The sequence below is a fragment of the Bacillus sp. 37MA genome (genome assembly GCF_000372765.1).
Classification (GTDB): Bacteria; Bacillota; Bacilli; order Bacillales; family Domibacillaceae; genus Domibacillus; species Domibacillus aminovorans.
Map to the genome: position 1 here is coordinate 2,469,960 of NZ_KB889752.1, position 26,864 is coordinate 2,496,823.

The 26,864-nt window shown below is 40.0% G+C and carries 33 protein-coding genes; 10 read left to right on the forward strand and 23 right to left on the reverse strand.

The features are described from left to right. Nucleotides 1-105: 105 nt before the first annotated feature. The 20 genes from A3M5_RS0113775 to A3M5_RS25460 all read right to left on the reverse strand — a co-directional run bounded on the left by A3M5_RS0113775 (nt 106) and on the right by A3M5_RS25460 (nt 16,422). Nucleotides 106-738, reverse strand: coding sequence for a response regulator transcription factor (locus A3M5_RS0113775; RefSeq protein ID WP_026221731.1), 633 nt, complete (start codon nt 736-738; stop codon nt 106-108). Further along, nucleotides 731-1,774, reverse strand: a complete 1,044-nt coding sequence (locus A3M5_RS0113780; protein ID WP_018394356.1) for a sensor histidine kinase — start codon at nt 1,772-1,774, stop codon at nt 731-733. Before A3M5_RS0113780 ends, A3M5_RS0113775 begins: the two co-directional genes overlap by 8 nt. Further along, nucleotides 1,771-2,505: a cell wall-active antibiotics response protein LiaF gene (liaF, locus tag A3M5_RS0113785; RefSeq protein WP_018394357.1), complete on the reverse strand. Its 735-nt coding sequence runs from the start codon at nt 2,503-2,505 to the stop codon at nt 1,771-1,773. The genes A3M5_RS0113780 and liaF overlap by 4 nt, the downstream gene beginning before the upstream one ends. 119 nt (nt 2,506-2,624) lie before the next feature. Beyond that, a complete protein-coding gene (locus A3M5_RS0113790) occupies nt 2,625-3,263 on the reverse strand; it encodes a PspA/IM30 family protein (protein ID WP_018394358.1) in 639 nt (212 codons plus the stop codon). A 16-nt stretch (nt 3,264-3,279) separates the two neighbouring features. Beyond that, on the reverse strand, nt 3,280-3,636 hold the full coding sequence (locus A3M5_RS0113795) for a lmo0954 family membrane protein (RefSeq protein ID WP_018394359.1): 357 nt from the start codon (nt 3,634-3,636) through the stop codon (nt 3,280-3,282). Nucleotides 3,637-3,880: 244 nt separating this feature from the next. Then, complete coding sequence (msrA, locus tag A3M5_RS0113800) at nt 3,881-4,564, reverse strand: peptide-methionine (S)-S-oxide reductase MsrA (RefSeq protein WP_034298635.1); 684 nt, start codon at nt 4,562-4,564, stop codon at nt 3,881-3,883. Between the two features lie 108 nt (nt 4,565-4,672). Then, on the reverse strand, nt 4,673-5,038 hold the full coding sequence (locus tag A3M5_RS0113805; RefSeq protein ID WP_018394361.1) for a DMT family transporter: 366 nt from the start codon (nt 5,036-5,038) through the stop codon (nt 4,673-4,675). A gap of 292 nt (nt 5,039-5,330) precedes the next feature. Then, on the reverse strand, nt 5,331-5,636 hold the full coding sequence (locus tag A3M5_RS0113810; protein ID WP_018394362.1) for a hypothetical protein: 306 nt from the start codon (nt 5,634-5,636) through the stop codon (nt 5,331-5,333). Continuing rightward, entirely contained in the window at nt 5,637-6,707 is a 1,071-nt protein-coding gene (locus A3M5_RS0113815) for a DMT family transporter (RefSeq protein ID WP_018394363.1), read from the reverse strand. Nucleotides 6,708-7,155: 448 nt separating this feature from the next. Beyond that, nucleotides 7,156-7,719, reverse strand: coding sequence for an NADPH-dependent FMN reductase (locus A3M5_RS0113820; RefSeq protein WP_018394364.1), 564 nt, complete (start codon nt 7,717-7,719; stop codon nt 7,156-7,158). Nucleotides 7,720-7,866: 147 nt separating this feature from the next. Beyond that, a complete protein-coding gene (locus A3M5_RS0113825) occupies nt 7,867-9,108 on the reverse strand; it encodes an acyl-CoA dehydrogenase family protein (RefSeq protein ID WP_227431851.1) in 1,242 nt (413 codons plus the stop codon). 138 nt (nt 9,109-9,246) lie between these two features. Beyond that, nucleotides 9,247-10,005, reverse strand: coding sequence for a hypothetical protein (locus A3M5_RS0113830; RefSeq protein WP_018394366.1), 759 nt, complete (start codon nt 10,003-10,005; stop codon nt 9,247-9,249). A 217-nt stretch (nt 10,006-10,222) separates the two neighbouring features. Then, nucleotides 10,223-10,636: a EutQ-related cupin domain-containing protein gene (locus A3M5_RS0113835; protein ID WP_018394367.1), complete on the reverse strand. Its 414-nt coding sequence runs from the start codon at nt 10,634-10,636 to the stop codon at nt 10,223-10,225. A gap of 69 nt (nt 10,637-10,705) precedes the next feature. After that, nucleotides 10,706-11,119 (reverse strand): cupin domain-containing protein, encoded by a 414-nt coding sequence (locus A3M5_RS0113840; RefSeq protein ID WP_018394368.1) that lies wholly within the window; start codon nt 11,117-11,119, stop codon nt 10,706-10,708. An 88-nt stretch (nt 11,120-11,207) separates the two neighbouring features. Further along, nucleotides 11,208-11,651, reverse strand: coding sequence for a cupin domain-containing protein (locus A3M5_RS0113845; protein ID WP_269765890.1), 444 nt, complete (start codon nt 11,649-11,651; stop codon nt 11,208-11,210). A gap of 45 nt (nt 11,652-11,696) precedes the next feature. Further along, a complete protein-coding gene (locus A3M5_RS23010; RefSeq protein WP_018394370.1) occupies nt 11,697-12,557 on the reverse strand; it encodes an FAD synthetase family protein in 861 nt (286 codons plus the stop codon). Nucleotides 12,558-12,580: 23 nt separating this feature from the next. Then, a complete protein-coding gene (locus A3M5_RS0113855; RefSeq protein WP_018394371.1) occupies nt 12,581-12,994 on the reverse strand; it encodes a cupin domain-containing protein in 414 nt (137 codons plus the stop codon). Between the two features lie 447 nt (nt 12,995-13,441). After that, nucleotides 13,442-15,592, reverse strand: coding sequence for a sensor histidine kinase (locus tag A3M5_RS0113860; RefSeq protein WP_018394372.1), 2,151 nt, complete (start codon nt 15,590-15,592; stop codon nt 13,442-13,444). Beyond that, nucleotides 15,573-16,268, reverse strand: coding sequence for a response regulator transcription factor (locus A3M5_RS0113865; protein WP_018394373.1), 696 nt, complete (start codon nt 16,266-16,268; stop codon nt 15,573-15,575). Before A3M5_RS0113865 ends, A3M5_RS0113860 begins: the two co-directional genes overlap by 20 nt. A 16-nt stretch (nt 16,269-16,284) precedes the next feature. Beyond that, a complete protein-coding gene (locus A3M5_RS25460) occupies nt 16,285-16,422 on the reverse strand; it encodes a hypothetical protein (RefSeq protein WP_018394374.1) in 138 nt (45 codons plus the stop codon). 496 nt (nt 16,423-16,918) lie between these two features. Here A3M5_RS25460 and A3M5_RS26460 point away from each other — a divergent pair, with 496 nt between their 5' ends. Beyond that, on the forward strand, nt 16,919-17,041 hold the full coding sequence (locus A3M5_RS26460; protein WP_018394375.1) for a hypothetical protein: 123 nt from the start codon (nt 16,919-16,921) through the stop codon (nt 17,039-17,041). Nucleotides 17,042-17,413: 372 nt separating this feature from the next. On the opposite strand, the gene A3M5_RS23820 is transcribed toward A3M5_RS26460, so the two are convergent. After that, complete coding sequence (locus A3M5_RS23820) at nt 17,414-18,535, reverse strand: S-layer homology domain-containing protein (protein WP_018394377.1); 1,122 nt, start codon at nt 18,533-18,535, stop codon at nt 17,414-17,416. Nucleotides 18,536-18,813: 278 nt separating this feature from the next. Between A3M5_RS23820 and A3M5_RS0113900 the strand changes: the two genes are divergently transcribed. Genes A3M5_RS0113900 through A3M5_RS25465 form a run of 3 tightly spaced genes read left to right on the forward strand, consistent with a single transcriptional unit; the run spans nt 18,814 to nt 20,841 of the window. After that, nucleotides 18,814-19,266: an OsmC family protein gene (locus A3M5_RS0113900; protein ID WP_018394379.1), complete on the forward strand. Its 453-nt coding sequence runs from the start codon at nt 18,814-18,816 to the stop codon at nt 19,264-19,266. Between the two features lie 19 nt (nt 19,267-19,285). Then, the gene (locus A3M5_RS0113905) at nt 19,286-20,665 is read left to right on the forward strand and encodes a protoporphyrinogen oxidase (protein ID WP_018394380.1); all 1,380 of its coding nucleotides are present in this window, start codon (nt 19,286-19,288) and stop codon (nt 20,663-20,665) included. Nucleotides 20,666-20,694: 29 nt separating this feature from the next. Then, a complete protein-coding gene (locus A3M5_RS25465) occupies nt 20,695-20,841 on the forward strand; it encodes a hypothetical protein (RefSeq protein ID WP_018394381.1) in 147 nt (48 codons plus the stop codon). 56 nt (nt 20,842-20,897) lie between these two features. On the opposite strand, the gene A3M5_RS0113915 is transcribed toward A3M5_RS25465, so the two are convergent. Next, entirely contained in the window at nt 20,898-22,085 is a 1,188-nt protein-coding gene (locus tag A3M5_RS0113915; protein WP_018394382.1) for an amidohydrolase, read from the reverse strand. A gap of 319 nt (nt 22,086-22,404) precedes the next feature. Between A3M5_RS0113915 and A3M5_RS0113920 the strand changes: the two genes are divergently transcribed. From A3M5_RS0113920 to A3M5_RS0113940, 5 genes are all read left to right on the forward strand, one after another. Beyond that, nucleotides 22,405-22,584: a hypothetical protein gene (locus A3M5_RS0113920; RefSeq protein ID WP_018394383.1), complete on the forward strand. Its 180-nt coding sequence runs from the start codon at nt 22,405-22,407 to the stop codon at nt 22,582-22,584. A gap of 322 nt (nt 22,585-22,906) precedes the next feature. Next, nucleotides 22,907-23,800 (forward strand): sensor domain-containing diguanylate cyclase, encoded by an 894-nt coding sequence (locus tag A3M5_RS0113925; RefSeq protein WP_286130774.1) that lies wholly within the window; start codon nt 22,907-22,909, stop codon nt 23,798-23,800. A gap of 116 nt (nt 23,801-23,916) precedes the next feature. Then, entirely contained in the window at nt 23,917-24,054 is a 138-nt protein-coding gene (locus tag A3M5_RS0113930) for a YvrJ family protein (protein ID WP_018394385.1), read from the forward strand. A gap of 151 nt (nt 24,055-24,205) precedes the next feature. Next, a complete protein-coding gene (locus A3M5_RS0113935; RefSeq protein WP_018394386.1) occupies nt 24,206-24,421 on the forward strand; it encodes a DUF1659 domain-containing protein in 216 nt (71 codons plus the stop codon). A 22-nt stretch (nt 24,422-24,443) separates the two neighbouring features. After that, entirely contained in the window at nt 24,444-24,656 is a 213-nt protein-coding gene (locus A3M5_RS0113940) for a DUF2922 domain-containing protein (RefSeq protein ID WP_018394387.1), read from the forward strand. A gap of 37 nt (nt 24,657-24,693) precedes the next feature. Here the strand turns inward: A3M5_RS0113940 and A3M5_RS0113945 are convergent, their stop codons facing one another. Continuing rightward, nucleotides 24,694-25,500, reverse strand: a complete 807-nt coding sequence (locus tag A3M5_RS0113945; RefSeq protein ID WP_018394388.1) for a YitT family protein — start codon at nt 25,498-25,500, stop codon at nt 24,694-24,696. A 140-nt stretch (nt 25,501-25,640) separates the two neighbouring features. Here A3M5_RS0113945 and A3M5_RS0113955 point away from each other — a divergent pair, with 140 nt between their 5' ends. After that, a complete protein-coding gene (locus A3M5_RS0113955; RefSeq protein ID WP_018394390.1) occupies nt 25,641-26,831 on the forward strand; it encodes an AI-2E family transporter in 1,191 nt (396 codons plus the stop codon). Nucleotides 26,832-26,864 lie beyond the last annotated feature (33 nt).

Genomic DNA, 26,864 nt, shown 5'->3' on the forward strand with positions numbered 1-26,864 from the left:
GACTTCAAGTTTTGGACTCGAAGCCTTCAAGACATAAATCGTCATGATTTCATTTTTTCAACAGGCGTAACTATTTAGAGGTAAGCAATCTTGGGAACAAGATGTTTACTGAATTAAATCGTGCTTAAATGCGTAAATAACGGCCTGCGTTCGATCTTGTACGTCGAGCTTACCTAACATGTTACTGACGTGAACTTTGACTGTTTTTAACGCGATATATAACTGATCAGCAATTTCTTGATTCGTTTTCCCTTGTGCGACAAGCAGCAAAACTTCCATTTCTCGATCGGTTAAGTGATCATGCAATTGGTCCATCGGCTTTTCCCGCATCCGTGTCATGATTTTCCCTGTCACTTCCGGTTCTAGTACAGATTGCCCTTCATGAGTAGCGCGTATTGCATTCGCAATGTCACTCGCTTTTGATGTTTTCAACATATAGCTTGTCGCACCGGCTTCGAGGGCAGGATAAACTTTTTCATCATCAAGAAAGCTCGTCACGATAATGATTTTTGCTTCAGGCCATTTTTCAATAATTTGTCTCGTCGCTTCAATCCCATCCATTTTTTCCATCACAAGATCCATTAAGATGACATCTGGCTTTAAGGATAAAGCAAGCTGAACAGCCCCTCCGCCATCATCTGCTTCAGCGATGACTTCCATATCAGGTTGTGAAGATAGATAGGCAGATACACCGATTCGGACCATTTCATGATCATCTGCAAATACTATTTTAATGATGATTCTCACCTTCTTTTTTCAATCGTGGAATTTTGACTTCTAACCGTGTCCCTTCGTTTGGTAAACTGATGATTTTAAATATTCCTCCTACTTCATAGGCACGTTCACGCATATTTTGGAGTCCGTACGAGCCTGATCGAACGTTTTCTATATCAAACCCTTTTCCATCATCGATCACTCTTAAAATGATCGTATCATCCCGTTCAATCAGCATGACTTGAAGTGCCGTTGCTTTCGCATGTCTAAGCGTGTTCGACACAGACTCTTGCAAAATTCGAAATAACTGATCTTCTATTCCTTTTTCAACGGTGAATGTTTCTATCTTCCAGTCCACTTCCATCGGTACTTTTTGAGTCAGTTCTATTAACAGTTCTTCGACACCTTCCTGCAGTGATTTTCCTTTTAATGCGACAGGTCTTAAATGAAGTAACAACGCCCGCATTTCAAGTTGTGATTGATGAATCATCGTTTCGACCATTTGCAGCTGTCGATGAATAGGTGATTTTTCCGGAAGACTTGTTTCATTAATGGCCGACATCATCATCGATGCTGCGAACAACTGCTGGCTGACGGAATCATGTAATTCTCGCGCGAGGCGATTCCTTTCCTGAACGACGATTTCCTGCAGGCTTTTTTCCCGTTCGATGGCTCGTTCCGTTGCCAAACGCTGCGCGTGTTCTGCTTGGCTTCTAAACTTCTCCTGCACTTGTTCCATCCGTTGTTGAATGTCTTTCAATTCTTTGTATCGTTCGTCATTTGTTAAATACGTTTGACCTTTTACTAGTTCATTCAGCTGTCGATCGATCCGATGAAGCCTCTGCCGCCAATACCAACCCGTCGATATCCCAATGACTAAACCAGTTAATATAGGGAGGATTAAAATAACGAATAAAAAAGAGACGTCGGCTACTTTTTGTTCAAAAAGGATCGACCAATCTTCCAGTGGAAAAGCAGCCAGTGTTACGCTAATCATCATAAAAGAAAGGAATAGGCTGAACAAAGCGGCTGTGATCATGTGACGGATCATGATGCTCATACCCGTTTTACCTCGATGTCCCCAGATAATAAAGAGGTAATGATTTTGACTCTTGGATAAGTTGAATGATAGTTTTCTGTCTGATATAGAAGGGATTGATTCATTAAATTCTCATGATGGTTTCCAAAGAGATGGGCACGGCCAAAAATAGAACTGTGATGGATACTCACTTCCACCTCATAAGGAACATAAATTTCGATGTTCCCAATGATGTGACGGATTGAAATAACAGCCGTGTCTTCAGGTAAAACCGTGTTGCTCAGATCAATGATCCGATCACCAAACCCTCCATATATATTTACGTCCCGCCACTGATAAGCCGTATTTTCCGTTTTCTGATCTTCAAAAATTTTATGAGTAAATAACGGTTTTAGTTGAATGATTGGCTCTGCCGCCGCTTTTCCCTCTCTCATACGAAACATCGGCTCGATTCGTTCTGCTTCTTTTTTCGTTTTCGCATAATGGATGAGAAATAAAATAATACCAATGATAAAAAGGAAGCGCACAGCGATCATGTTCAAAATGGTTACGATTAAACTGATGAAGCCTCCCCAAAAGAAACATTTTCCCCATAAGCGATTTAATTTCTTCCAGCCCACATATGTTAATACGCTAAAAAATAAAGCGGAAAAAATAATGCCGCCATCAAAAAAAACAATTTCAATAATAAAGAGGATCACCCCAAAAATCATGATCCAATTGAACATATTTGTCGTCAACCGTTGAAACATGGAGGTGACCCCCTTTCTATGTATTCGAACAGACATCAAACACTATGTCTGTTCAGTATAACATTTATCCCTTTTTGGACATACCTATCATCATGTAAACGTAGCTGTTAAGGTATGTGTTAGTAAGCCTCAGCTTGATCATCTACCTGTATGTCTTTTTCAAGCTTGGCCATTTTGCTGTCAAATGTATGGTGCTCATAAGAATGATTCACTTTTCTCTCTAACCCGTCAATGTATTGTTCCATTTCAGTGAAACGAGAAGATCGTTTGTCCGATTCATCTGCGATCACTTTATTGAGCCGATGATTCGTGCGTGCCACGTTTTCACGCCCCATCAGTTCCATGCGCCGCAAGTGCATATCTTTTAACTTATAGTTCATTTCATCATATTTGTGTTCCAACGTTTCCAGCTGCTGTGTAGACTCTTCCACTAACATCTTTATTCTTTCTGCCCGTGATTGATAGTCTTCATACTCTTTCATTGCAAATGTATGCAGTTCTTCTTCGCCCGCTTTTTTAGCGATACTCGCTTGTGCGAAACGCTTATCCGCAAGTTCCTGCGCGTGGTGATATTCACTTATAAATTCATCCTTCAACCGATACTGTCGTTCGATCAGTGTTCTTACCTTGTCCTTTTCTTGCTCACTTTGGCGCAAATAATGGTTCAATACTGCAATCGGGTTCTGTTGTTCTTTTCGATCTAACATATGGTGAAGGTCCGCTGAAATCGATTGTTTAATACGTGTAAATAGGTTCATGTAGATCTCCTCTTCATTATTTATTAAGTTCTGCCCATTGCCGTTCAAAATTAGTAAATGGATCATCTTCTTCTACTATTTTTCCTTCTAACACATGATCGTTATTTCTCCACTTTGAGATCACGACATACAAGGCATAGGCCGCTACAAAACCGATCACCGCATGAATATTAGATAACACAACCGTACTAAGAAGCAGCAGACCGACAATCACCCAGCCGATTTTTCCTGCGGTCGATCCACTTTTCATGAACTGCTTAAAAATGACATACAGCAATAAAACGCCGACACCCAATAAAATCATAGGCCCAAGTGTTACTAATAACACAATGAACGCGATCAATCCACCGACGAATAACATACATCTTTTCATTTCCTCCACCTCCTCAATTAACTTACATTTATCTTACCGAGGATTGAAATGTTTCGTAATGAGCTAGAGCCATATTTCAAACTACGTCTTAAGGCTTATTCAGGCCACTTTGGAAAAATACGCATTTACAACGTGATGAATTTCAAAAAAAATTAGGCAGCGAGAGCCCGCATAAAGAACGGATTCAAGCTGCCTAACATATCTCTTTTTATTATTTTTTTACTCATTAATGAAGTTCGCCTCTCTACCAGCGGATTCTTTTCAATATATCCAGCACGATTTGATGGGAATCTTCACCTATATCCCAATCGCTCACTTCGTTTTTAATGTCATTCAACGTACCAAACTCTCTCACGAACCCATTTAATCGGGCGGTTAATGTGGAATGAGTAAACGCATCCATAGATGGATAATGTGTATTTAATAGATCAACGGCTATAGAAAACCGTTTTAAATAATATTTTTGATGGTGCTCTTCTGCTAATGTAAAACCAGAATACGGTACAACTTCTGTTTCGATCGTTTCATTTCGATCGTCTTCGAGCTCTTTTTTCACGTTCAGAATGGATTGTTTCTGCTGTTCATCGTGATAAAACAAAATGGACATGTATTGCCGCTCTTTATAATTCACTCTGTTCGTTGACGTATGATTGTTCCAAAATACGTGTAAAATTTCTTCAAAAGATAGGATTTCTGGATTAAAATCCATTTCAATGGTCTCGGTATGGTCCCCCATGCCACGATACGTCGGGTTTTCTGTTGCACCGCCTGCAAAGCCGACACGCGTCCGGATGATACCAGGCAAATGTCCAAATCGTGCATCCGCTCCCCAGAAGCAGCCCATGCCAAATGTTGCCGTTTCTATTTTTGGCAGGTGTGAATGCCACTCTGCTTCAATCGTCTGCATCGTCTTTTCGTTATGCATCATCTTCTCTCCTCTTTTCTATTTGATTAAAATGATATAAGAGATGGCTTTACTAACATAAGAAAAAGGCTTCAATTTTTGGATTCGAAGCCATCAAAATATACATCGTCATTATTTCACTTTCTCAACAGGCATAACCATTTCAGATTCCTCATCTTGAGCACTTTCTCCTAAATTCAATCCTACAACACCTAAAACAATCAAAACAATCGAACCAACTTTTAAGAGAGATAGATGCTCTTTAAAATAAATAAATCCGATTACCGCAACTGTCGCTGTTCCGAGCCCGGCCCAGATCGAGTAAGCGATACTAATATCAATTTTTTTAAGCGATAGCGTCACCAGCGTTAAACTAAGTCCGTAAAAAACAAAAATAGAAATAGATGGAATCAGTTTGGTAAAGCCTTCTGATAACTTCATAGATATGGTTCCAATAATTTCTGCAAAAATACCTAACGTAAGTAAAATCCACCCCATATTATTCCCCTCTCTTTTCCTATTCTACTATTTTTCGCGAAGTTAAAAACTATATAAAATGAGAAAGAGCCGCCTCAGGATATTCCTCTTTGAGACGGCTTTTTATTTTATCCGATTCTAGTACTCATTCAACGAACAACGACTCATATTTTGGTCACATACAACCTAGCTATAGTTAGACATATTAGGGATATTACAGTTATTCCGATTATCGATACATAGGGAGCAGAGGCAAAGCCCCAAAATCCGTTCATTTCTAGCACAAAACCCACTCCTTTTTTTGTATTTTACTTTAAATGATTCCTGCATCCTTCATCCGATCTTCACCAAAGCTTGTAAGTGTATATTTAAATAATACTTTATCTTTACCGAAGTGCTCACCATTGTCTAACTTTTCTTCACTCGTTTCGATCAACGCTCCTGAAAATAAATCCGTTAGCGCGATCCGGACGCTGCCCATCGCATAGGCTCCCTGCAGCTCGTACTCTGTAAGAACTTGTTTGGCTATATCATAATCCCATATGCCTTTTTCCGATTTTCCCAAGGTATTCTCTCGTACGATTTGCAATATTCTTCCTTTAAGATGCATTTTAGGCATTTAGATCGCCTCCTCTTTATCTTTCCTATCTGTAGGAACTGCACGAAGGACTTCCATCTCATCCCTCTTTTCAGTAAACATGACAAACCCGCCGGTAATAACAACCAATGCGCCTAAAATGAAATTCCATTCTGGCATAGTTAGCGTGAAAATACTGATAAAAATGATTGAAAAAATCCCGTATAAGTCCCCGATTGCTTGTCCTCTTCCAACACCAATCAATGGGAAAGATTTGTACCAGGACACATAACAGAAACCAAAAGTGATACCCGCTAAAAGTAGCCAGATTACCGCTGCTCCCGATGTCAGTGTCTGACCAATAATCGTCAAAATAGGTACATCTCCAAATATTAGAAATAGAGGTAAGACGACAGCTACCCACCAGAAAACTTCACCTGTAAATCGAAGTGTTAAGCCTACATCTGGATCTGTAACGTCTAGTGCCCGTCCAGCGATCGCTCCTTCCACTCCCCAGCCAATTGCTGCCATCAAACCGCCTATATAGCCTAACCAGGCACCTGAACTGTTTTGTATTTCTCCCACAATACCCGGAGCAAATACGGCGATTCCTCCGACAACAATCATACCGATGCCGATCGCCGCTCTCCGCGATATCTTTTCACCGTACCATCTGTTCGCTAATATAGAGCCTACAATGGGGTACATTAGCCCTGCAACGGCCGCAAAAACACCGCCAACAAAGCCGATGGCCAAGAAGCTTCCGAAAATCGCCATCAGTCCTCCGAAAATGGCAGCGATAAAGTACCATTTCGTCACTTTTCTAAAATGAACAATCGTGCGACCGTAATCTTTCCACTTCCCTAAAACGCCAAGCCATATAAACATAAACAGTAAAACAGCGACGGCATTTAAACCGGCGATGACCGCTGCGACGGTTATATACTCTTCATTTGTCGCCATAGCCATAGAACCGAAAGGGAATTCATACCAGATCGCTGATCCCGGTATATACCATGCTCCCCATAAGACGGCTGTCCATAAAGCCCACATAAAGCCCCAACGTACTGTCTTTTCTCTGTGTTTCTTTTTTGCAGCTGCCAATGAACTCATAAAATAATTGCCCTCCTAAATGAAATCGTTTTAATTTTTGTCACAGGACGCAGCGCTATTTACCTGAGTTCCTCTTTAGTGAGTAAGGGATAGTGGGTAGTGGAACACAGACTAACAACATCTGAATGACCCACATTCTGTGGGTCTGACCTCCTGCTGACGGACATTTCACTTTATTTCTCTTTTTTGAGTTTGCTAGATTTCCTGCCATGGTTCTTCATGGTCACTAGCCTTTGCTCACGTCTAAGAATATAGATAAGTCCAACCTTCTCCAATGGCCGCGTAGAGAAAAAACCCATCAACTAAAATACTTTTATTTTTTCAATATTCTGTTTTTTCATTCGGTTTTAATCCTTGTCTATCATAAAGCTAAAAGAAAAACGCTCTTTTTCTTAGCTGAATTGTTAGAAAAAGAGGTTATTCTACATACTGTTTATTTTTCTCTTTTTTATACCGTATACTGATGATCGCTCTTTGGCGCTTTTAATGCTTTTTGCATATAGACAACTTCTTCGCCTAAAGCCGTCAAACGCTGTAACACGTCTTCATCAATTATCTCATTTTGACGATTGAAATGATCATTATGCAGATACACAAATCCCGGTGCAACGTAAGCACGGAAATATCCTGCAATTGGATTCAATTGATTTTCAATGACTAAATAGTGCTGATACGTTCCGCCAGTTGCAATAAACCCCATTACTTTATTGCGTAGATCTTTCGGATGAATTAAATCAAACAAGTTTTTAAGGGCACCCGTAATCGATCCTTGGAAAATCGGTGTACCGATAATGTAAAAGTCTGCTGAGGAAACGATATCGATCACTTTCTTCGTATCTCCTGTATACGTTGACGGATCACGCCCATCACAGAACTGAATATCATAATCTCTTAAATTAAGCATTTCCACTTCGATTTCCGGATGGTTTTGCTTTACTTCATCTAATATTTTTTGAACGACAAGGAATGGTTTTATTCCTGTAATCGTGCCTGAAATTCCTAGCAACTTCATTTTCAATTTCCTCCTTATACTAACAGCTTCTTACGATGAAAATTCGTTCAATGGAGAGATATACCGGAACCAAATGACTTCCCTTCGGTTCCGGTATATACTAGAATATTTTATCTTCTATTTGAAATATTTGTAACTTTTATACTTTTACTCGAACCAAGGAACATCGATTAATGATTTACCGATCCACTCACGTAAAATTTCATTCGTTGGTCCCATAACAGCACCGGCACGGCCATCACGTAAGAATTTTTCCACTTGACCTGTCAAATAACCTCTACCGCCTGAAACTTGCAGCGCTTGGTTTGTTACTTGAATAACAATGTCAGCAGCATGCGTTTTTAATTGCCAAACAGGGAAAAGACATTTCTCTAGCGGCGTACCATTTGCAATCGCCTGATCTAGACCTTCAGCTGTACGGTACAGCATAGCTCTTGCACTGTCGATCGTAATTTGAGCTTTCGCCAATTCATGACGAATGACTTGGTATCCAGCAACGGATTTCCCAGTATCTGCATGCACTTTCTTCTTGGCACCGTCAATTGCTGCATTAAGAGCGCCTTGCGCAATTCCAGTCCAACATGCAGCTGTTCCTAATAAGAACAACGGATCAAGTGTATTATCATTGTGGAAATTCATTCCGCCTTCAGTGCCTAGACGATTTTCCGCAGGAACATAAACGTCTCTAAACTTCATTGGACCGCTGGAATTTCCGCGTAGTCCCATTGCATTGTATGGGTATTGTGTAATGCCCTCTTGATTATTATCTGTAACTAAAAACATTAACTTATCATCATTTGTACTTTCTGGATACGTAGTCGCCACGATATACCAATCGGCTTCTCCAGCGCTCGTAACAAAAGATTTGTCTGCATTCAATAAATAACCATTTCCACTGCGCGGTGCTGTACTGACAACATTCCAAAAGTGACTTCCGGTTGCTGGTTCACTGAAAGCTAACGCGCCCACTTTTCCTTTAAGCACATCAGGGATAAAACGTTTATGCTGCTCTTCATTTCCTGCTACATACATTAATTGCGTTGCCGCTGTATGCATGACCCAGCACATCGTTGAAGAAGCACAATATTGAGCAAAACTTTCAGCTAATACAGCAAAACCAGTAAGCCCCTTGCCAACACCGCCAAGCTCAGTCGGTAGAGTAGCTGCTCCAAATCCTGCTTCTGCAATTTTCGTTAAACTTTCACGAGGATAACGACTTTCTTGATCCGAGATAGCAGCTCTTGGAAGCAGCTCATTTTTCCCAAGCTCATGTGCCTTTGCTTGCAATTCTTCATATCCTGGCGGGCATGTCCACCAGCTTGGAACTTGCATAACTCCTTCTGTTGCTACTTTTGTGTTATCGATTGTTGTGTTATTAACTGTCATCATTCTCCACTCCTCAGATGTTTTTTATTAAAATGAATTAAATATATATTTATTATTCATAATATTCCGTAATTATAGATTAGAAATTTATATTGAGAGAGTTGCTTATCACTCTTCGTTATTCAGAGACACGATCAACAATTACACTTCCATCTCTTCTTCCATCTCAAGTAAGGCAAAGTAGCTGCGTGTCGTTTCACCTGGTTCCGTGTTCTCGGTAAGCATATGCAATGCTTCTACAACGCCAATTTGTCGGTATGTTTCCGTAACACGACCGTTCACTTTAAGAGATTCGCGTCTTTCCTCCAACTGATCCAGTTCTTCTTTCGAAAGCTCTTCTGAAATCCGGATAGAGCCAACAACATTTTTTTCAGCAGCTTCACAACTTGTGATTTTCACATCACTGTTTTCAACGCGGCCCGTCGGAGAATATGCCAAAGCGCTGACGATACGATGTTTGGCAGCGTTGAACGTTTCTCTTAAAAAAATAGGATGTGAAGGATTGATGTCTTCAACGAGCAGACGGGTAATGCCACGATCATTAATCGCTTCCAAAATTTGTTCCGGATCGTCCTCTTCGATCAACACTTCTTTATGCGGCGGCCAAATGTCCATCCAATAATGTGACATATGTTTTTTGCCAACATGGAAGACAAAGAATTCCGGATAAATAAACTGCTGACCTGGCTCGGTGCCTAGATTCGGGCGAAAGAAGTCATAAAAACGTGTAAGCGCTGACATCAGCAAGGCACTGGCACCTATCCCACCGCCAACTTCTCTTACGACGACACCAATGCGGTCGTATTCGTTGAATCCTGGGAAAATATCTTCTAATAACGCTTTTTGACCATTCACCTCAAAATCAAAATCTTGATAACTCATGGTATTGACCGTATGCATTGTTCAATAACCCCCCTTTGGCTTTGCAAAAAATTAGAATATATAAGGGCTAAATCTAATAAATAATATGAAACTTTATTCAGCGGGGGAGGCCCACAGAAAGTAACGATCTTCGTCTGCGTTCCCATCCCCCATTGGTCCGTTTTCACAGCGCTTTCATTTGTGCTGCAAACGGGAACATTTATGATTTGACTTTAAAATCTAGTTAAACGATCAATTATGCAAATGTAGGTTCTGGCAATCTATGTGCTACATAAACCGCTGTACCATCGCTCTCACCATGGAATGTAACCGTTGTGCCAGCGTTGATGATAACAACATCGCCTGCTTCTGCTGTAAAGCTGTTTCCTTGATCATCACTTAAAACAAATTTCCCAGTGACAACTGTTTTCATTTCTAAGAAATCATATTTAAAATCGAAACCTTTGTCAGCTTCTTGCATTGCGTATAATCCTACTGTTGCTGCATTTTCGTTTGCAGTAATCGGAATATCAAGGATTTGGCTTCTCACTTCTGGAATCCCTAATATTGTATTCAATTCTTTCATGTCATAGCTTCCAACTTTAATTAATTGTAAGCCTGGTTTTTGACTTAAGTACGTATAATTATCTTTAGTTTCTGCTCTGCTCATGTTTAACACTCCAATAATTTTATTTTTTTCTTACTGCCTATTCATATAGAACAAACGATTATGTCAGTTTTACAAAAATGGTTTTTCAGGGATACGGTGAGCCGTGTAAAAAGCTTCTCCATCACTTTCAGCATCAAAAATGACCGGTTTATTCGGAGTGAAGATGACAACATCTCCTGCTTCTGCTACATATTTGTTTCCTTCTCTATCACGCAAGACAAATTTACCTTTAATGACGAATTTCACTTCTAAAAATTCATACACGAATTCAAATTCTTCACCAGGCTGCATATCGAAGTAACCCATCGTAATCGCATTTTCTTTTGACGTAACCGGAACATCAATGATTTGGCTTTTTAGTGCCGGAATCCCTAGAATATCATTCAATTCTTTCTTCTGGAAAGTACCAGCTTTAATAATTTGAATGCTCGGTTCTTTACTTAAATAGTTGTAGTTTGTTGATTCTGTTGTAGATTGGCTCATGTTTAACACTCCTATACGTTTAGTTTTTATTATTTCGAAAATTCAGTTTCTATAAAAACGACATCTATCACTTTCTTCACTTTTTGTATTACAAAAATGAAGATTCAGGCAGGCGATGTGCTGTATAAAAAGCGTCTCCGTCACTTTCACCGTCAAAGATAACCGTTGTTGTTGGGCTGAAAACAAATACGTCGCCTTCTTCAGCTACATACTTTTTCCCTTGATCGTCGCGAACAATAATTTTTCCTCTGAACACAATTTTGATTTCCAAGAATGTGTACGTAAATTCAAAGTCTTCTGAAGGCTGCATAGAGAAATAACCCATTTGTAGAGCATGTTTATCTGTGCAAACCGGAACGTCGATAATTTGACTTTCAAGATTTGGAATACCAAGGATGTCATTTAGTTCCTTCTTTTTATACGTTCCAGCTTTAATGAGCTTGACACCTGGCTTATCGTTTAAATACGTCAATTCTTCTAACCATGCTGTTTCTGCACTCATTTTTGTACCTCCATCATTTTCATTTTTTATTTTTTCTATAATAAATCCGGCAGTATAACCGGTTTATTCAACATGTTACGCTTCCTGGGATAAGGAAGGCTGTTCCTCCAAAATCGTAAACATTCCAGGTGATAAACGTTTGATCCACCCAATGTGAATGTCTTCTTGATCTACTAATAAACGATTGTTATGAGCAGAAAAGATAATTTTAGGCGTTTCCTGTGTTACTAATACGACTTGGTTGTCTATTTCATCCCCGTTCGTAATACTCACTTCATACACTCCTGGGGGAGGAAGAAGATAATAAGGGCTCGCTATGACTTCAACACTATTTTTAGTGGAAAATATCTTTCCTTGTATATGGTAATGCTCACCTAAATAGCGGTGGACAATATCCATTTTCCCTGAAGAAATTAACTTTCTTATTAAAGTAGAGCTGATTTTTTCTCCACCAAACTCCACTTTTTCTACTTTTATTCCTTCAATCAAGCCTTTCGAGTCCTCTTTTATTCGATCCATATTACCTTTTCCGAATTGGCCATAATTAAAGTCAAATCCCGCTACTGCATACTTTACGCCAAAGTCAATAAGATATTTTTGGACAAATTGCTCAGGTGTTAAGGAAGCAAAGTCTTGATCAAATTGCACGATGTAAAATTTTTTCACACCTAGCTTTTTCAAAATTCGTTGTTTGACGATCATTGGCATTAAATATTGCATTTTTTTCTTGTCTCTCTTAAGCACTTCTTTAGGGTGCGGGAAAAAGCTCATACAGGCGAGCTGCAGCTGCTTTTCATCTGCTATTTTTTTAGCTTCTTTGATAACTTGTTGATGACCTAAATGAACTCCATCAAAAAAGCCTAAGGCGATCACACTTGGTTCATTTTCTGCGAGAAACGTATGCCGGTTGCTTTTATTTACATAAATGACTTCCAATGTTCTGCCTCCTAATCGTTATGTTATACAAATGAAGGTTCAGGCAGGCGATGTGCTGTATAAAAAGCGTCTCCGTCACTTTCACCATCAAAGATAACCGTTGTTGTTGGGCTGAAAACGAATACGTCACCTTCTTCAGCTACATATTTTTTCCCTTGATCATCACGAACAATAATTTTTCCTCTGAACACAATTTTGATTTCCAAGAATGTGTACGTAAATTCAAAGTCTTCTGAAGGTTGCATCGAGAAATAGCCCATTTGTAGAGCATGTTTATCTGTGCAAACCGGAACGTCGATAATTTGGCTTTCAAGATTCGGGATACCGAGGATGTCATTTAGTTCCTTCTTTTTATACGTTCCAGCTTTAATGAGCTTCACACCTGGCTTATCATTTAAATACGTCAATTCTTCTAACCATGCTGTTTCTGCACTCATTTCTTTCACTCCCGCTTTTTAGTCGTTTGTTTCTATCTGATAACGTTTTCATATTTTGTAACCGTTTGCTTTTCTTTCGCGTGTTTCTCTTTTCTATACATGTATCATATTATTTATTTATAAAGTTATCCTAAAGTCTATATTAACTAACAATAAACTTTCGATAAATTCTAAATATAATAAATATTCAATCTGTTAACGCTTTCATACTTTTTTGTAACCGTTTGCTTTTCTTTCGTGTGTTTCTCTTTTCTATACATGTATCATATTATTTATTTATAAAGTTATCCTAAAGTCTATATTAACTAACAATAAACTTTCCATAAATTCTAAATATAATAAATATTCAATTAATCATTGCATACTTTCTGTCGCCTAGATGAAGTAATATTGACATCCATATACAACAAAAGAACGGACACTACTAAGTAGTATCCGCCCAGGTTGTTAAAAGTCCGATATTTCAACTAACGGAAGTACAATCGTAATCGTTGTTCCTACGCTTACTTTGCTTTCTACTAAAATTTGACCTTCGTGTGCGGCAATAATTTTTTGCACGATCGACAAACCCAATCCATTTCCTTTAATTTTTTCGGTTTTTGTCCTTTTTTCTCGAAAGAACGGAAGAAAGATTTTTTCTTTATTATTTTCTGATATACCGATTCCATAATCTTTGAACGTAATGATCAGATTTTTATCTTGTTGATATGCGGAAATATCGATTTTTATTTTTTCTTTATTCTTTGGTTTGGAATATTTAACGGCATTCTCCAATATATTAATAAATACGCGATTCATTTTTTTAGGGTCAACAAAAATGAAGTGTGAACCTATTTCATAGTCTTTCGTAATTTCTACATCGCATCCTTCTGATCGGATCGCGATCATGTCTAACGATTGCCCTAGTAAGAAATCAAATGGAATGACTTCTTTTACGTAGTCTCCATCATCATCCGTGTTCATTTCAAATAGGTCATTAATTAATTGGATAATATGGTTGCTACGCAGCAAGATGGAATTCATAATTTCTTTTTTTTGCACTTTAGGAAGTTCTGGATGATTCACTAAAATTTCCGTGTATTCCCTGACAGACGTTAACGGCGTTTTTAAATCGTGAGAAATCTGTGACATAAATTCTTTTCGTCGTTTCTCTGATTCTTGAAGTTGTTGGTTCGTATTTACTAACCGTTCATTGGCACTTTCCAGCTCTTCCGTCCGCTCTAACACTTTATCTTCTAATTGATGGGCTTTTAAATTTAATTCGCCAACTAATTCTTGAATTTTTCGGTTCATAAAGTTAAACGCTACTGCTAAGTTGCCAATTTCATCTTCTTGCTTAATATGAAGTTCTTTCACAAAATTGCCGTCAGCACTCTCTCTTAGTGCATTCGTTAACTGATCAATAGGCTGGGTGATCGTTCGTGAAAATCGATACGTCATATATAGTAGAATGGCAATTCCGAAAATTAAAAATACGAAAAGATGAGACAAAAAAAGAAGCATATGCTTATTTGTCTGTGCCTTTGTACTTTTGACAATAGGTTCTACAATATCCGACTCTGAAATGATAAAGTTGAGACTCCATCCATTATTTAATGACGAAGATAATAAATAAGCATCTGAATTCGAATACGTGATTGGCAGGATGCCTTCTTTATTTTTTAACGCACTCTTCATAATGAACTCGTTTTCCTTGATCCCTTCCGCTTTCGTTTGTCCCGAGATAAAATTCCCTTTCTCATCGATTAAAAAGGCAAAGGCGTTTGGTTCACTGAATTCAACATTCATTAATTTGTTTGTGATGTTTTCAATTGGCACATCTAAACCGACCATCCCTTTAAAATCGCCTGTAGATAAATAAACAGGTGCTCCGACAGATATGAGCCAGTCCTGTTTCGTTACATCGCCAATCGGTTTAGCCGACCATATATAAGGTGTCGTCCATTTCACTTTACGCTCCGGATTCAATGCAACTGTATAAAACTCGTAATCTTGAAAACGGATATTCGGTGAAAATGTCTTCTTCGCAATGGCTGCTTCTACATCAAGAAAAGGATAATATAACCAAGAAGAGCTCGGTAGCGATAAGTAAACGGCATTGATCATGGATTCATTTTTCATCGTTTGAACAAACAATGGTTCAAGCTGCTTCGCTATTTTCAAATCATTGATTGTAGCCTCAGGCGAATCACTTGATAAAGAACTAATAAAAACATTTGTTTTTTCATGTTTATCTTCAAATGTTTCCCACAAATAGCCTTCTTTCCCTTTTGTCAAATTCAGTTCGTTTGTAAGAGCTAGATTAGGCTGACTATAAAGGGTTTCCGCTTGTTTTTGAATTAATCTTAACGTATTTTCAAGATTGTGCAAATCAGTATTCAAATTTTGCGTTTCTTTTTGAAGATATAACAGTTTTTGAGAAATAACTTCTTTTTTTGTATCTGCTATATGATCTTTCATAATTTGATTCGATAAATTGCTTCCTTGGTACATACTGTATGCTGCGATCATCACAAACGGAATAAAAGAGATCATCGTTGTAAATAGTAAAATCTTAAAATAATAAGATTTCCTAAAATTAAATGGACGTTTGAACAAACTTGTAGCCTACCCCCCTCATTGTAACGATGTAGGAAGGATTTACTGGATACTCTTCAATCTTCTTCCTCAAGTTTGAAATATGGACGATAATCGTACTCTTCTCACTAAACGAATCATATCCCCAAATTTGATCTAATAGCTGCTCCGCTGAGAATACTTGATTTGGATTTTGAGCAAAAAAGGTGAGCAGTTCAAATTCTTTCGCTGTTAATTCAATGACTTTTCCATTCCGTGTTACTTCCCGGGCAGACAGATCGATGACAATATCGTCAAAAGAAATTCGCTTCTTAGAAGCATTTTGATTGTGGTTGATCGAATTTCTTCTTAAGTGGGCTTTAATGCGGGCGATTAAAACCCTCGAATTAAAGGGCTTTTCAATATAATCATCGCCCCCCATCGCAAAAGCTAAAATTTTTTCTCTGTCCTCATTATTACAGGTTACATATAAAATGGGGACAGCCGTCATTTCACGCAGCTGCTGACATAAATCAATTCCGTTCATATCAGGTAATTCGATGTCTAAAAGAATAAGATCGGGTTCATTTTCCCGAACCTGTTTAATCGCTTCCATTCCCGTTCCGGCAATCGTATAGCCAAACCCTTCGAGAGATAAATTCATCGATATAATCTTCTGTATATCCATATCATCTTCAACAATTAAAATTTCATCCACGTTTATCTGCCTCCCTCTATCCATTCTTTAAATAAATTTTCCCAGCTTCCATTCTCGTTCCGGCAATCGTATAGCCAAAGCCTTCAAGAGATAAATTCATCAATATAATCTTCTGTATATCCTTATCGTCTTCAACAATTAAAATTTCATTCAAGTTTATCTGCCTCCATTTATCCATTTTAAAAATTACTTTTTTAATTTTCTGAAATATGATGGCGAACTTGATAAGAAATTCATGTTCTTTATTAACAAAGATTATCAAAATATAAAAGCGCTTTCAATCCTTTTAAAAGAATATATGACATTTTAAAATTACAAAGCACAACGCATTTAAAATGATTCACGCAAAAATCACTGTTAAACCACCTCGTCCATTTTCCTTTTTTTATATATTTTAACACAACAAGCCAATCATTTTTACTCCCTAATCGACTAAATTAAACAAAATTTCGTTTGTAAAAGTTAATTAATATGGAAAATAACGATAATTGAAGAAAAAGAATGAATTAGTGAGAAAAAGGCTCATGTTATTCGCTTTCATTGCCAATGTTATCGTTTACACCCGAATTGTTGCCGTTTACATTCACTTTGATAAAAAGTACTTTATGACCGATAATTAAGTCATACCAAATAGGAAGAGGGGAACGGACATGAACTTCATTCAAACAGTGAAAACAGCGATGAATGCTTACGGAAAACACCTTGTCAAAGCGCAGGAGTATGGACTTTTAAAAGCACAGCAATGCGGCGTTGTCATCGAACAAAATAAATAATTTTAGAATAGGAGAATGAACTTGAACTTTATTAAAGTAGTGAAAAAAGCAATAAACGCTTATGGTGAAAAAATTGTCAAAGCACAAGAATACGGAATTTTCATGGAACAAAAAAAGTTTGGTCATAAAAGATGAAGAGTGTGATTTTATATAGCCGAATTAATCATAGTGATCCACCATCAACCGGTTCTCAACAATAAAAAAGAGAATCGGTTTTTTTTATGCAAAAAAGGCTCTTTAGAAAAAAGTTGAGAACGATCCAAGGATGGGGCCACGGACTATGTTATGAAATAACTTACCTGCCTCGTCTGCATAAAAAATAGCCAGCCTTCCTTAAGCAGGAACGAAGGCTATTTTTCGCAAATTGTTACATCACTCCATATGCTCAATCTCAGATGTAATCACAATTGTTTCACCATCTGCCGCCATTTCATATTCGGCCTTCACTTCGCCAAATCCTTTTACAAAGTACTTACGGCTCACATTCCCATGTTCATTCATTTTCTCGATGACGATGACATGGTTAAATGTTCGAAGCGGCGTTGTTAGGACAGCCGAATCATCGATGACGGTCCATCCGTCAAAGGAAGCGCCGGCCTCAAGCGGAAGCTGTAAATACGTATAGAGCGGCTCAAGCGCCTGTAATTCACTCACAGTTGGCGTGTAATCTTCGTATGATTCCGCTTCTTCACGCACGACGACAATCCGATCATCTTCTATCCGAAACGTTCGTGCCACGACTGTACCGCCATTGTCCTCATACACCGTTACATGTTTATTATTGTGCCATACTGTACGCGTCGTGTACGTTGCATACTCATTGCCCTCTCCTCTAAATGAAGCCGTTTGACCGTTCTTTAGGAAAAACGAAGAAAGGGCTGCTTCTTCAGGAGCCTCAGACGTATAAACGTAGGCTCGTGCAAGAAAGGCCGCAAACTGTTCCCTTGTGACAGCCCTATTCGGTCTGTAGTAACCGTCCTCGTATCCATATGCAATTCCCGCCGCTACCACATTTTCAATATATGGATACGCAGCAGCCGTTTTCGATACATCCGGAAAGTGAATGTCCACCGCTTCTGTGATGTCAAATGCACGACCGAGGATGATCGCTAATTGCGCACGTGTGACGGTTTGATTTGGTCTATACGTACCATCTGGAAACCCGGACAGAATTCCTTCTTCAACAGCAGACTCAATGTAGCCTGACGCTGTATTAGATAAGTGAACGTCTGAAAACGATGTTGTTCTCTTTGTACCGTCAAGGTCAAATGTTTTTCCGATTAAAATGGCTGCTTGTGCACGCGTCACATTTTCTTCCGGCCTGAATGTACCGTCTGTAAATCCCGAAATAATCTCAAGATTCGATAACAGATCAATTTCTTCATAGAAACGATTCGATTCTGGAACATCTCTGAACGTAGCCGCACTGGCAAATGAGCCAACGAGACTGAGAACGAGGGTAAAGACAACCACACCGACTAATGACTTTTTCACACGATTATCCCCTTTCTAATTGTAAGAATATTATAAAACTTTAGGTGATAATCGTACAGTGCATTAATAACTGTGTTTTATACATTCCATTCATCAAACGAATCCGGCAGCACTTTTTTCGATGCAATGACTGCTGCCTCTTCTGACCGTTCATTGCTATTTTTGACCACTCGTCAAATTTCTTCTATAAGGTATAGATAACGCGAAAAGGAAAGCAAGAGCAGGATTGGCGTTATTTTCAGCAAGATCAGTTACACTGAACGGAAGGAGAGGATTAAATGGCGGAACACATCTTTCATTTAAAAGCGGACTGGCCTGGTGCCCGGAATGATGTCGGGACAATTGAAGCAAAGAATTTAAAAACAGACGTGTCCATCCCGCCTGAAATGGATGGTCCGGGCGTCGGCACGAATCCTGATGAGATGCTGCTCGGAGCGGCCGCAACGTGCTACATTATTACGCTTGCTGCGATGCTAGAGCGCAATCAGCTCGAAAAGGTATCCCTCACCATGAAATCAGAAGGCATTGTCGATGTGACGAACGGCATCATTACGTATAAAAAAATTATTCATCGGCCAAATATTGTATTAAAAGCGGAGGCGACAGAAAAAGATGTCCAGCTTGCGTACAAACTGACGGAAAAAGCGGAAAGATCGTGCATGATTAGCCGCGCAATTAAAGGAAATGTCGAAATTGACCTGCAGGCAGCCGTTGAAAAAATGCTATTATAATTGCGAGGAGTGAACGTTTATGAAAACAGCTGTCATTATCGGAGGCGGCATCACTGGCCTGTCCGCCTTGTATCATTTACAAAAACAACAACTAAATCTGAATGTCATTCTCGTTGAACAAAACGAGGAACTGGGCGGCAAAATCCGTACAGTGAAAAACGATGAATTCATTATGGAAGCAGGCGCCGATTCGATTGTTGCCCGGAACGGAGGTGTGATGCCGCTCATCAAGGAACTTGATTTGCTTGATGAACTCGTCTACAACGAAACAGGCACGTCGTACATTTATACCGACAACACGCTGCACAAAATTCCCGAAGACACCATTTTCGGCATCCCGACAAGCGTTGAGTCACTTTTTGGAAGCACGTTAATTTCGGAAAAAGGCAAGCGAGAAGCGATGCTTGACTTCGAAAAAACAGAAAATAACTTTACAATCGACAGTTCAGTCGGCTCATTTTTGGAGCACTTTTTAGGAAAAGAAATTGTTGAAAAACAAATCTCACCGATTTTATCCGGTGTGTATTCAGGGAAACTGGAAACATTAACGATGGCATCGACACTGCCCTATTTACTTGATTACAAAAATAAATATGGCAGCATTATTAAAGGATTTTCCGAGAACAAAAAAACCTTTCAATCTGCTGGAAATAAAAAATTTATTTCCTTTAAAAACGGCCTGTCGACACTTATTGACCGCCTTGAGGAACGTTCCGGTAATGCACGTGTGTTAAAAGGGGTCCGTATCACCCACATTGAAAAAACGGGCGATGCGTATGAACTTTCATTTGATAACGATGAAAACATTCAAGCTGATTTCGTCGTGTTGAGCACCCCGCATGACGCCGCACAGCGCATGTTGAATGCGCCGGAGCTCGATCTGGATTTCAATGAGCTGACCCATTCATCGCTGACGAGCGTATATATCGGATTTGATATTTCCGATGACCGCCTCCCCGCTGACGGGACCGGATTTATCGTCACAGAAGGCAGTGATTTAATGTGCGATGCATGTACATGGACGAGTCGAAAATGGGCGCATACATCTCAACATCACCGTTTATTAGTCCGGTTATTTTACAAAAGCTCGAATCTGAATTATGAAGCGTTGAAACAATTGAATGAAGAGGAATTAACAAAGGCAGCGCTGTCTGACATTCAGAAAAGTCTTGGCATAACTGAAAAACCGCATTCTGTTAATGTGACTCGATGGACAGATTTAATGCCTAATTACCATTTGAAGCATAGTCAGGCCGTCTCGTCTTTATCACAAAAAATGGCGGATCTTTTTCCTAATGTGCTACTCGCCGGCTGTTCGTATTACGGTGTCGGCATTGGAGCTTGCATCACCAATGGTAAAAACATCGCGGATACAATCGCAAACTCCTGGAAAAACTAACGTGAATTGATTTCAAAGGAGTGAGTTGAATGAGCGAAAAAGAAGAAAAATACAATGAAGTGTTCGAAAAAAATGTCAAACAGATTCAAGTGGAAAAAAATAAAAAACTCGAAGAAATCGCGGGCGTCCCCGATCAGCAAAACCGGCTAAAAACGGTGGAAAATCGGCGCATGTGACATGTACCATCTCCTTGGATTATGCCAAGGAGATGTTTTTTATCCAGATAGATGAATTAATCTACTTTAAAGTAATCGCAAACGACCTGGCCGACTGATTTTGCAGCGACGAGAAGAGCGTCTTCATCAATATCGAATTTCGGATGATGGTTAAAATACGGTGTTTCGACTCCTTTTGGTATACAGCCTATGAAAAAGAAGGTGCCTGGAATTTTTTCAGCGTAGTAAGCAAAGTCTTCTGATGCCGAAATCATCGGAAATTCCATCACTTTCTGAATATCCGGATCATTCATGCTTTGTAGGCTGGCGACAACCTTTTCAGTCACTTGCGGATCATTGTAAAGCGGCGGGTAATCAGATGTATACGTCAACTCGCATTTGACGCCAAATTCCACTTCGATTCCGCTTGTAATGCGATGAATTTCTTTATCGATTAGCTGCTGTGTATCACCGTTCATGTAGCGCACATCTCCTTCAAGCTCCACGCTGTCTTTGATCACATTGAACGTTCCTTTTCCGTCGAAAGAACCAATCGTTACGACACCTGCTTCAAACGGATTTAACCTGCGGCTGACGACCGTTTGAACAGCAGTGACAAAATGAGCGCCTGCGATAATAGCATCATTGGCCATATGAGGAGAAGATCCGTGGCCGCCTGTGCCTTGAATGACGAGTTTAAAATACGATCTGCCGGCCATCGCATAGCCGCTCCGGTAGCCGACCACACCCGCCGGTTCAGTCGGAAACAAGTGAATGCCGTAAATCGAGTCCAGATCATCAAGCACACCGGAATCAACAATGCTTTTTGCGCCGCCTGGCGGTGTTTCTTCCGCATGCTGATGAATAATTTTGATCGAACCTGCAATTGACGATTTTAACTGAATGAGGCAATCGGCCAGCACCAACATGTATGCCGTATGCCCATCGTGTCCACATGCATGCATGACGCCTTCATTTTTCGATTTAAACGGCACATCCGTTTCTTCAAAAATCGGCAGTGCATCAAAATCAGCCCGGAGACCAATCGTTTTCCCCGGTTTGCCGCCATGAATGGTGACGATGATGCCAAGGCCATTTCCAACATTCGTTTGAACGTCCATATCTTTTCCTTTGTAAAAGTCCACGATGAATTGAGCCGTTTTTTGTTCTTGAAACGACAGCTCGGGGTTTTCATGTAAATAGCGGCGTATTTGAATCATTTCCTCTTTCCGCGCATCCAGCATTTTCATTAATTGTGTTTTCACGATTGCATCTCCTTATCCCCATAGTTCGAGTTTGATTAGTAGTATGCCGTATATGTACCCTTATTTTTCAGAAAAACACAGATTTACTTAATCTGGAATACCCTGGTTCCTGTTCAATGAATTCTAATAAACTTTGTAAATAGTACCACATCATTACAAAGTTTATATAAAAAATCTATTACTTAATGTTAATTTTTTGTAAATTCAGACTTTTCCATTTTAATTCGTGTTATAGTCACTATGCTTTACCTTTCGCTTCTTTTACTTTGTAAAAGGAGTGCATGTTTCATCAAATCCGTTTATATAGGAGGAGTTATTCATGGATTCTAATTGGAAGAAAAAATTTCTAGTTGGTGGAATGGCCGCTACTTTAACACTTGGGGGATTGACGGGCTGTGCTGAGGGAGAAGATCAAGATACGGGTGTCGACGATGAACAGCAAGAAGATCAAGTAGAAGAAGAAACGGAAGATGGCACTACTGAAGAAAAAACGGAATAATAATAGGATAAAGTGAAACTTCATTCAGTGGGGGGTTTTCTTCATCCCCCACTGAATATTAGTTGAACCAATCGGGCTTTTACGGGCAGTTGATCCCCCACTTATCCTTCTTTTCTTTTCGAAAACTTGAAGTGGGGGTCTTACTGCCCGTTAATGCGGGATAAAAAGAATTCGTCTTTTTGCTTCAATCATTCAAGCCCTGACTTCTATTAAGAAGTTGGGGCTTTACATTTAATAATGAGATACATTTTCTCCTTTCTGACCATTCCCCTCGATTTCTGATCGCTCGCTGCTATTTCTGACTACTTGCCATCATTCCGTTATAAATAAAGACGGGTTCTTGGAATATGACCTGATTGAAAATAGCGAAGCTAGCATGTTAAATGTGGCGGACCACGATTATTTTCAAGCGGCGATCGCCGGTCATACGTTTGTGACTGGTGTAACAGAACACCGAACAGATCATGAGCCGGTCGTCCTATTCTCTGCACCAATCTGGAATGAATTAAACGATATTGATGGGATTATTGTCGGAACGGCCGCGCTGCACACTCTTCGCTCCATCATCAATACGCTTCAGCTTGGGGAAACAGGCCATCTGTATTTAACCGATCCATCCGGGCTCGTATTAAGCCGGACGGACGAGACTAGTCCGTTAACACTGTCCGACACCGATGTGTTTAAACACGCACGTTTAGACGAACCACAGCTGAATTCGTATGAGAATGCGGCAGGTGACACCGTCATCGGACAGTATCTATGGATTCATAACGGTAAATGGTTGCTTATTGGCGAAATGGATACAACGGAAATGAATATCGAGTTTTGGCACTCGTTGTTTGTTATCGGCGGGATTTTATTGTTCGTCTTTCTTATTGCTTTCGTCGTGATCCGGCTTCTCATACAGCAAATTATTTTCCCGATTGATAAACTGCTCGAAGGAACGGTCATTCTACGGCTTGGCAATTACAACCACCGTATTTCCGATCAAGTACACGATGAATCGCTCGATGAATTTAAAGCCTTGCACAGTGCGTACAACGAAATGGCGCGTTCACTCGATCGAGAATTTCCACTCAGGCAACAGGCCGAAAAAGAACTGCGGCAAGCAAATGAAAGACTGAAGCAGCTCTCGTTCAGCGACAGTTTGACCGGTATCGGCAACCGTCGTTATTTTGATGAAGTGCTCGAACGATCCTTTAAAGAATCCGCCTAAAGTGAATGATTGCTTCGCGGTTTTTTTCATTTTTAAGATGAAAAGAAGTGCCGCCAATGTAGTTTCGATTTTTACGCATTCACTGTATATAACAAAGAGAAAGGAGGAATGCCACTATGGACATGATTTTGCCGCTTATCCAAGACGTCGGATTCCCGATCGCAGTCACGTTTTACTTACTGTACCGGATCGAAACGAAACTCGATGGCGTCATCCAATCCATCCAGACCCTTCCGGACAAAATGAAATCGTAACATGTGTCAAATATGTGCCCGCTTCAAATAGTTCGTACGTTTCTTTAGGCAGACAACGCGACGTTTTTTCTACCAAACAAACTTTTTTCAAATGAGAGTATCGATTTTCAAATTTTCGCTGTACATAACAAATGAAAGGAGGGGATGCAACATGGCTCAGTCAATATTAAACAAATCGACGCTTCGTCTCGTGTTTGATAACGGGATTGATGAATCTGGTAAAGCAGTATTTAAAACGAAGTCGTATTCAAACGTCGATCCAGTCTCAACAGCGGATCAGTTCCAAGCAGCGGCCGCAGCAATTGCTACACTTTCATCTTTGCCGCTTTCATCAGTCGAACGCAGTGACACTTCTATCATTAACTAACTAAAAAAGGAGGGCTTTTCTTATGGCCAAAACATTGCAGCTCCAATTCAACACATCAGAGGGCGGAAGCGCGAGTGTTACGATTGATGCACCGATCGAACCAGTCAATGCCGTGGCTATTCAGCAGGCAATGGATGCGATCATTGCATCAGGCGCGTTCATTTCGACAACCGGCCCGTTTCTTTCCGTAAAAAAAGCAAGTTTGATCGACCGTGAAGTCACAGACATTCTGTAATCAAAACGAAGCCGATCCACTCTGGGTCGGCTTTTTCTTATTCTCGGTGAAACAATCCGACTACTTCGACGGTTTGCGTTATATTTACAAATGCAGTCGGGTCCACATCGTGAATGATTTGCTTTACATCATTTAGTTGATAACGCGTAATAACTGTCATGAGCACCATCCGTTTTTCCCCGGAGTACGCCCCTTTCGCATCTATCACGGTAATGCCCCGGTACAAACTTGCAAGCAACCTTTCACATATTTCATCTCCTTTAGAAGTGACAATGTTGAGCGTTAGTTTAATATGTTTCGTATGAATCATATCAACGACTTTTCCGGTCGCATAAATCCCAATCAGTGTGTTCAATGCCGTGTCCCAGCTGAACAAAAACCCAGCAAACACGACGATCACGGCGTTCATCATCGACAATAGTAAACCGAGTGGAAAGTCTCTTTTCCGTGCTAATAGCATCGCAATAATATCCAATCCGCCCGATGACGCTGATGCGCGGAATGTGATGCCTGCCCCTATACCGGTCAGTACGCCGCCAAATAAGGAGGACAAAATGGGTTCGGTTGAAAGCTTGATGACAGGCACAACATAGAGCCCAATTGATAATGTGACGACAGACAAAATCGTATAGGCAATGAACCGTTTACCTAGTTTCATGACACCGAGAATAAGAAGCGGAAAATTGAGTAGCAAGTTCAGCACGCCAGTGTTGAGCGGCGTTATAATACCGAGCATAATCGCAATACCGCTTAAGCCGCTGCTCAAAATTTCATGTGGAATTAAAAAGAAATTGAAAGCGAATGCAACAAGCACCGCGCCAGCAATGATAAGTACAATGTGCATGCGATGACCTCCCTTTTTCTTCATTATAAGAGAGAATTTATGACTATCTTAAAAAATAGTGTTTTCAGAAAAGCGGAAAATGCGTGTTTTTTTGGCCAGTGCGTTATAATTAAAAAAAGACAGTATGAGGAGTTGGCGTCATGAAAGAAAACGAGCCGCAACGGCCACCGCTCGTCCGCTTTTTAGGCGGACGCACCTCGATTTTCGTTTTAAGTATTGTGCTCTTAATCGGGCTCATTATTATGGTTTTTTCCAACATATCGTTTATTTTTGACCCGCTGAGCGGTTTCATTGGGACGGTGGCCCTGCCAGTTATTTTATCAATCGTCGGCTACTATTTATTAAGCCCGCTCGTCAATGCATTACAACGGTATAAAATAAAACGCGGATGGGGCATTTTACTTGTGTTCGTCGTTTTATCTGGCTTGATTACGATACTCTTGTTAACGATTCTTCCTTTTTTACGCGATCAAACAGAAGCCTTAATCGCATCATTCCCTGGATATGCTCGCCAGCTCGGTATGGACATTGACATGTGGGCACGTAATTCACCGTTCGAAACACAATATATGGAAATTTCAAAAAACATGCAGACGAACGCTGAAGAGTTTCTTGGTTCGCTGACGCAGAACTTTTCCGATATCGCCGGTCAAACGTTAGACAGCGTCACAGGCTTAATTGCCACGCTTACTAATTTCATCGTCTCGCTCGTCACCGTTCCATTCATTTTGTTTTATTTATTGAAAGATGGTACTAAATTGTACAACGGCTTCCTGCACGTATTGCCGCCAAAAATGCGCGGACGTACCGGTGCGATGCTCATTGAAATGGATGAACAGCTTCGTTCCTACATCCAAGGACAAATGCTTGTCAGTCTTTGCATTGGGATCATGATGTACATCGGATTTTTAATCATCGGCCTAGATTATGCTCTGCTACTTGCAGCGATCGCCAGCGTCACAAGCGTCGTGCCCTATCTCGGACCAGTCATTGCGATTACACCGGCAATCATCATTGCCATCGTCACATCGCCATTTATGGTACTCAAGCTCGCCATCGTCTGGACGATCGTACAGCTGCTTGAAGGAAAATTTATTTCTCCGCAAATTATGGGGAAATCACTTCAAATTCATCCTGTTACGATCATTTTCGTCTTGCTGACAGCTGCTCATTTATATGGCGTCGTGGGGGTACTCATCGGGCTGCCAACATACGCGCTAATCAAAGTATTGATTCAATACTTGTTTGCCCTTTACAAACATCGGTATAACCGATTTTCTGAAAAAGAAACCGACCGCTATGCCATCGTTGAAAATGATGATCATGTTTAATTGATTTTGAGCCGGGTAAACATCAACTACACA

Bases quoted from the DNA above. Each gene is read 5' to 3' on its own strand.
- A3M5_RS0113790 (WP_018394358.1), bottom strand. From the start codon at position 3,263: ATGAACCTATTTACACGTATTAAACAATCGATTTCAGCGGACCTTCAC.
- A3M5_RS0113855 (WP_018394371.1), bottom strand. From the start codon at position 12,994: ATGAGTGCAGAAACAGCATGGTTAGAAGAATTGACGTATTTAAATGAT.
- A3M5_RS0113830 (WP_018394366.1), bottom strand. From the start codon at position 10,005: ATGCATACGGTCAATACCATGAGTTATCAAGATTTTGATTTTGAGGTG.
- A3M5_RS0113935 (WP_018394386.1), top strand. From the start codon at position 24,206: ATGGCTCAGTCAATATTAAACAAATCGACGCTTCGTCTCGTGTTTGAT.
- A3M5_RS26460 (WP_018394375.1), top strand. From the start codon at position 16,919: ATGAACTTCATTCAAACAGTGAAAACAGCGATGAATGCTTACGGAAAA.
- A3M5_RS0113780 (WP_018394356.1), bottom strand. From the start codon at position 1,774: ATGAGCATCATGATCCGTCACATGATCACAGCCGCTTTGTTCAGCCTA.
- A3M5_RS0113940 (WP_018394387.1), top strand. From the start codon at position 24,444: ATGGCCAAAACATTGCAGCTCCAATTCAACACATCAGAGGGCGGAAGC.
- A3M5_RS0113820 (WP_018394364.1), bottom strand. From the start codon at position 7,719: ATGAAGTTGCTAGGAATTTCAGGCACGATTACAGGAATAAAACCATTC.
- msrA (WP_034298635.1), bottom strand. From the start codon at position 4,564: ATGATGCATAACGAAAAGACGATGCAGACGATTGAAGCAGAGTGGCAT.
- A3M5_RS0113955 (WP_018394390.1), top strand. From the start codon at position 25,641: ATGAAAGAAAACGAGCCGCAACGGCCACCGCTCGTCCGCTTTTTAGGC.
- A3M5_RS0113805 (WP_018394361.1), bottom strand. From the start codon at position 5,038: ATGGGGTGGATTTTACTTACGTTAGGTATTTTTGCAGAAATTATTGGA.
- A3M5_RS0113835 (WP_018394367.1), bottom strand. From the start codon at position 10,636: ATGAGCAGAGCAGAAACTAAAGATAATTATACGTACTTAAGTCAAAAA.
- A3M5_RS25465 (WP_018394381.1), top strand. From the start codon at position 20,695: ATGAGCGAAAAAGAAGAAAAATACAATGAAGTGTTCGAAAAAAATGTC.
- A3M5_RS0113810 (WP_018394362.1), bottom strand. From the start codon at position 5,636: ATGCCTAAAATGCATCTTAAAGGAAGAATATTGCAAATCGTACGAGAG.
- A3M5_RS0113825 (WP_227431851.1), bottom strand. From the start codon at position 9,108: ATGATGACAGTTAATAACACAACAATCGATAACACAAAAGTAGCAACA.
- liaF (WP_018394357.1), bottom strand. From the start codon at position 2,505: ATGTTTCAACGGTTGACGACAAATATGTTCAATTGGATCATGATTTTT.
- A3M5_RS0113900 (WP_018394379.1), top strand. From the start codon at position 18,814: ATGGCGGAACACATCTTTCATTTAAAAGCGGACTGGCCTGGTGCCCGG.
- A3M5_RS0113920 (WP_018394383.1), top strand. From the start codon at position 22,405: ATGGATTCTAATTGGAAGAAAAAATTTCTAGTTGGTGGAATGGCCGCT.
- A3M5_RS0113795 (WP_018394359.1), bottom strand. From the start codon at position 3,636: ATGAAAAGATGTATGTTATTCGTCGGTGGATTGATCGCGTTCATTGTG.
- A3M5_RS0113930 (WP_018394385.1), top strand. From the start codon at position 23,917: ATGGACATGATTTTGCCGCTTATCCAAGACGTCGGATTCCCGATCGCA.
- A3M5_RS0113840 (WP_018394368.1), bottom strand. From the start codon at position 11,119: ATGAGCCAATCTACAACAGAATCAACAAACTACAACTATTTAAGTAAA.
- A3M5_RS0113905 (WP_018394380.1), top strand. From the start codon at position 19,286: ATGAAAACAGCTGTCATTATCGGAGGCGGCATCACTGGCCTGTCCGCC.
- A3M5_RS0113815 (WP_018394363.1), bottom strand. From the start codon at position 6,707: ATGAGTTCATTGGCAGCTGCAAAAAAGAAACACAGAGAAAAGACAGTA.
- A3M5_RS0113945 (WP_018394388.1), bottom strand. From the start codon at position 25,500: ATGCACATTGTACTTATCATTGCTGGCGCGGTGCTTGTTGCATTCGCT.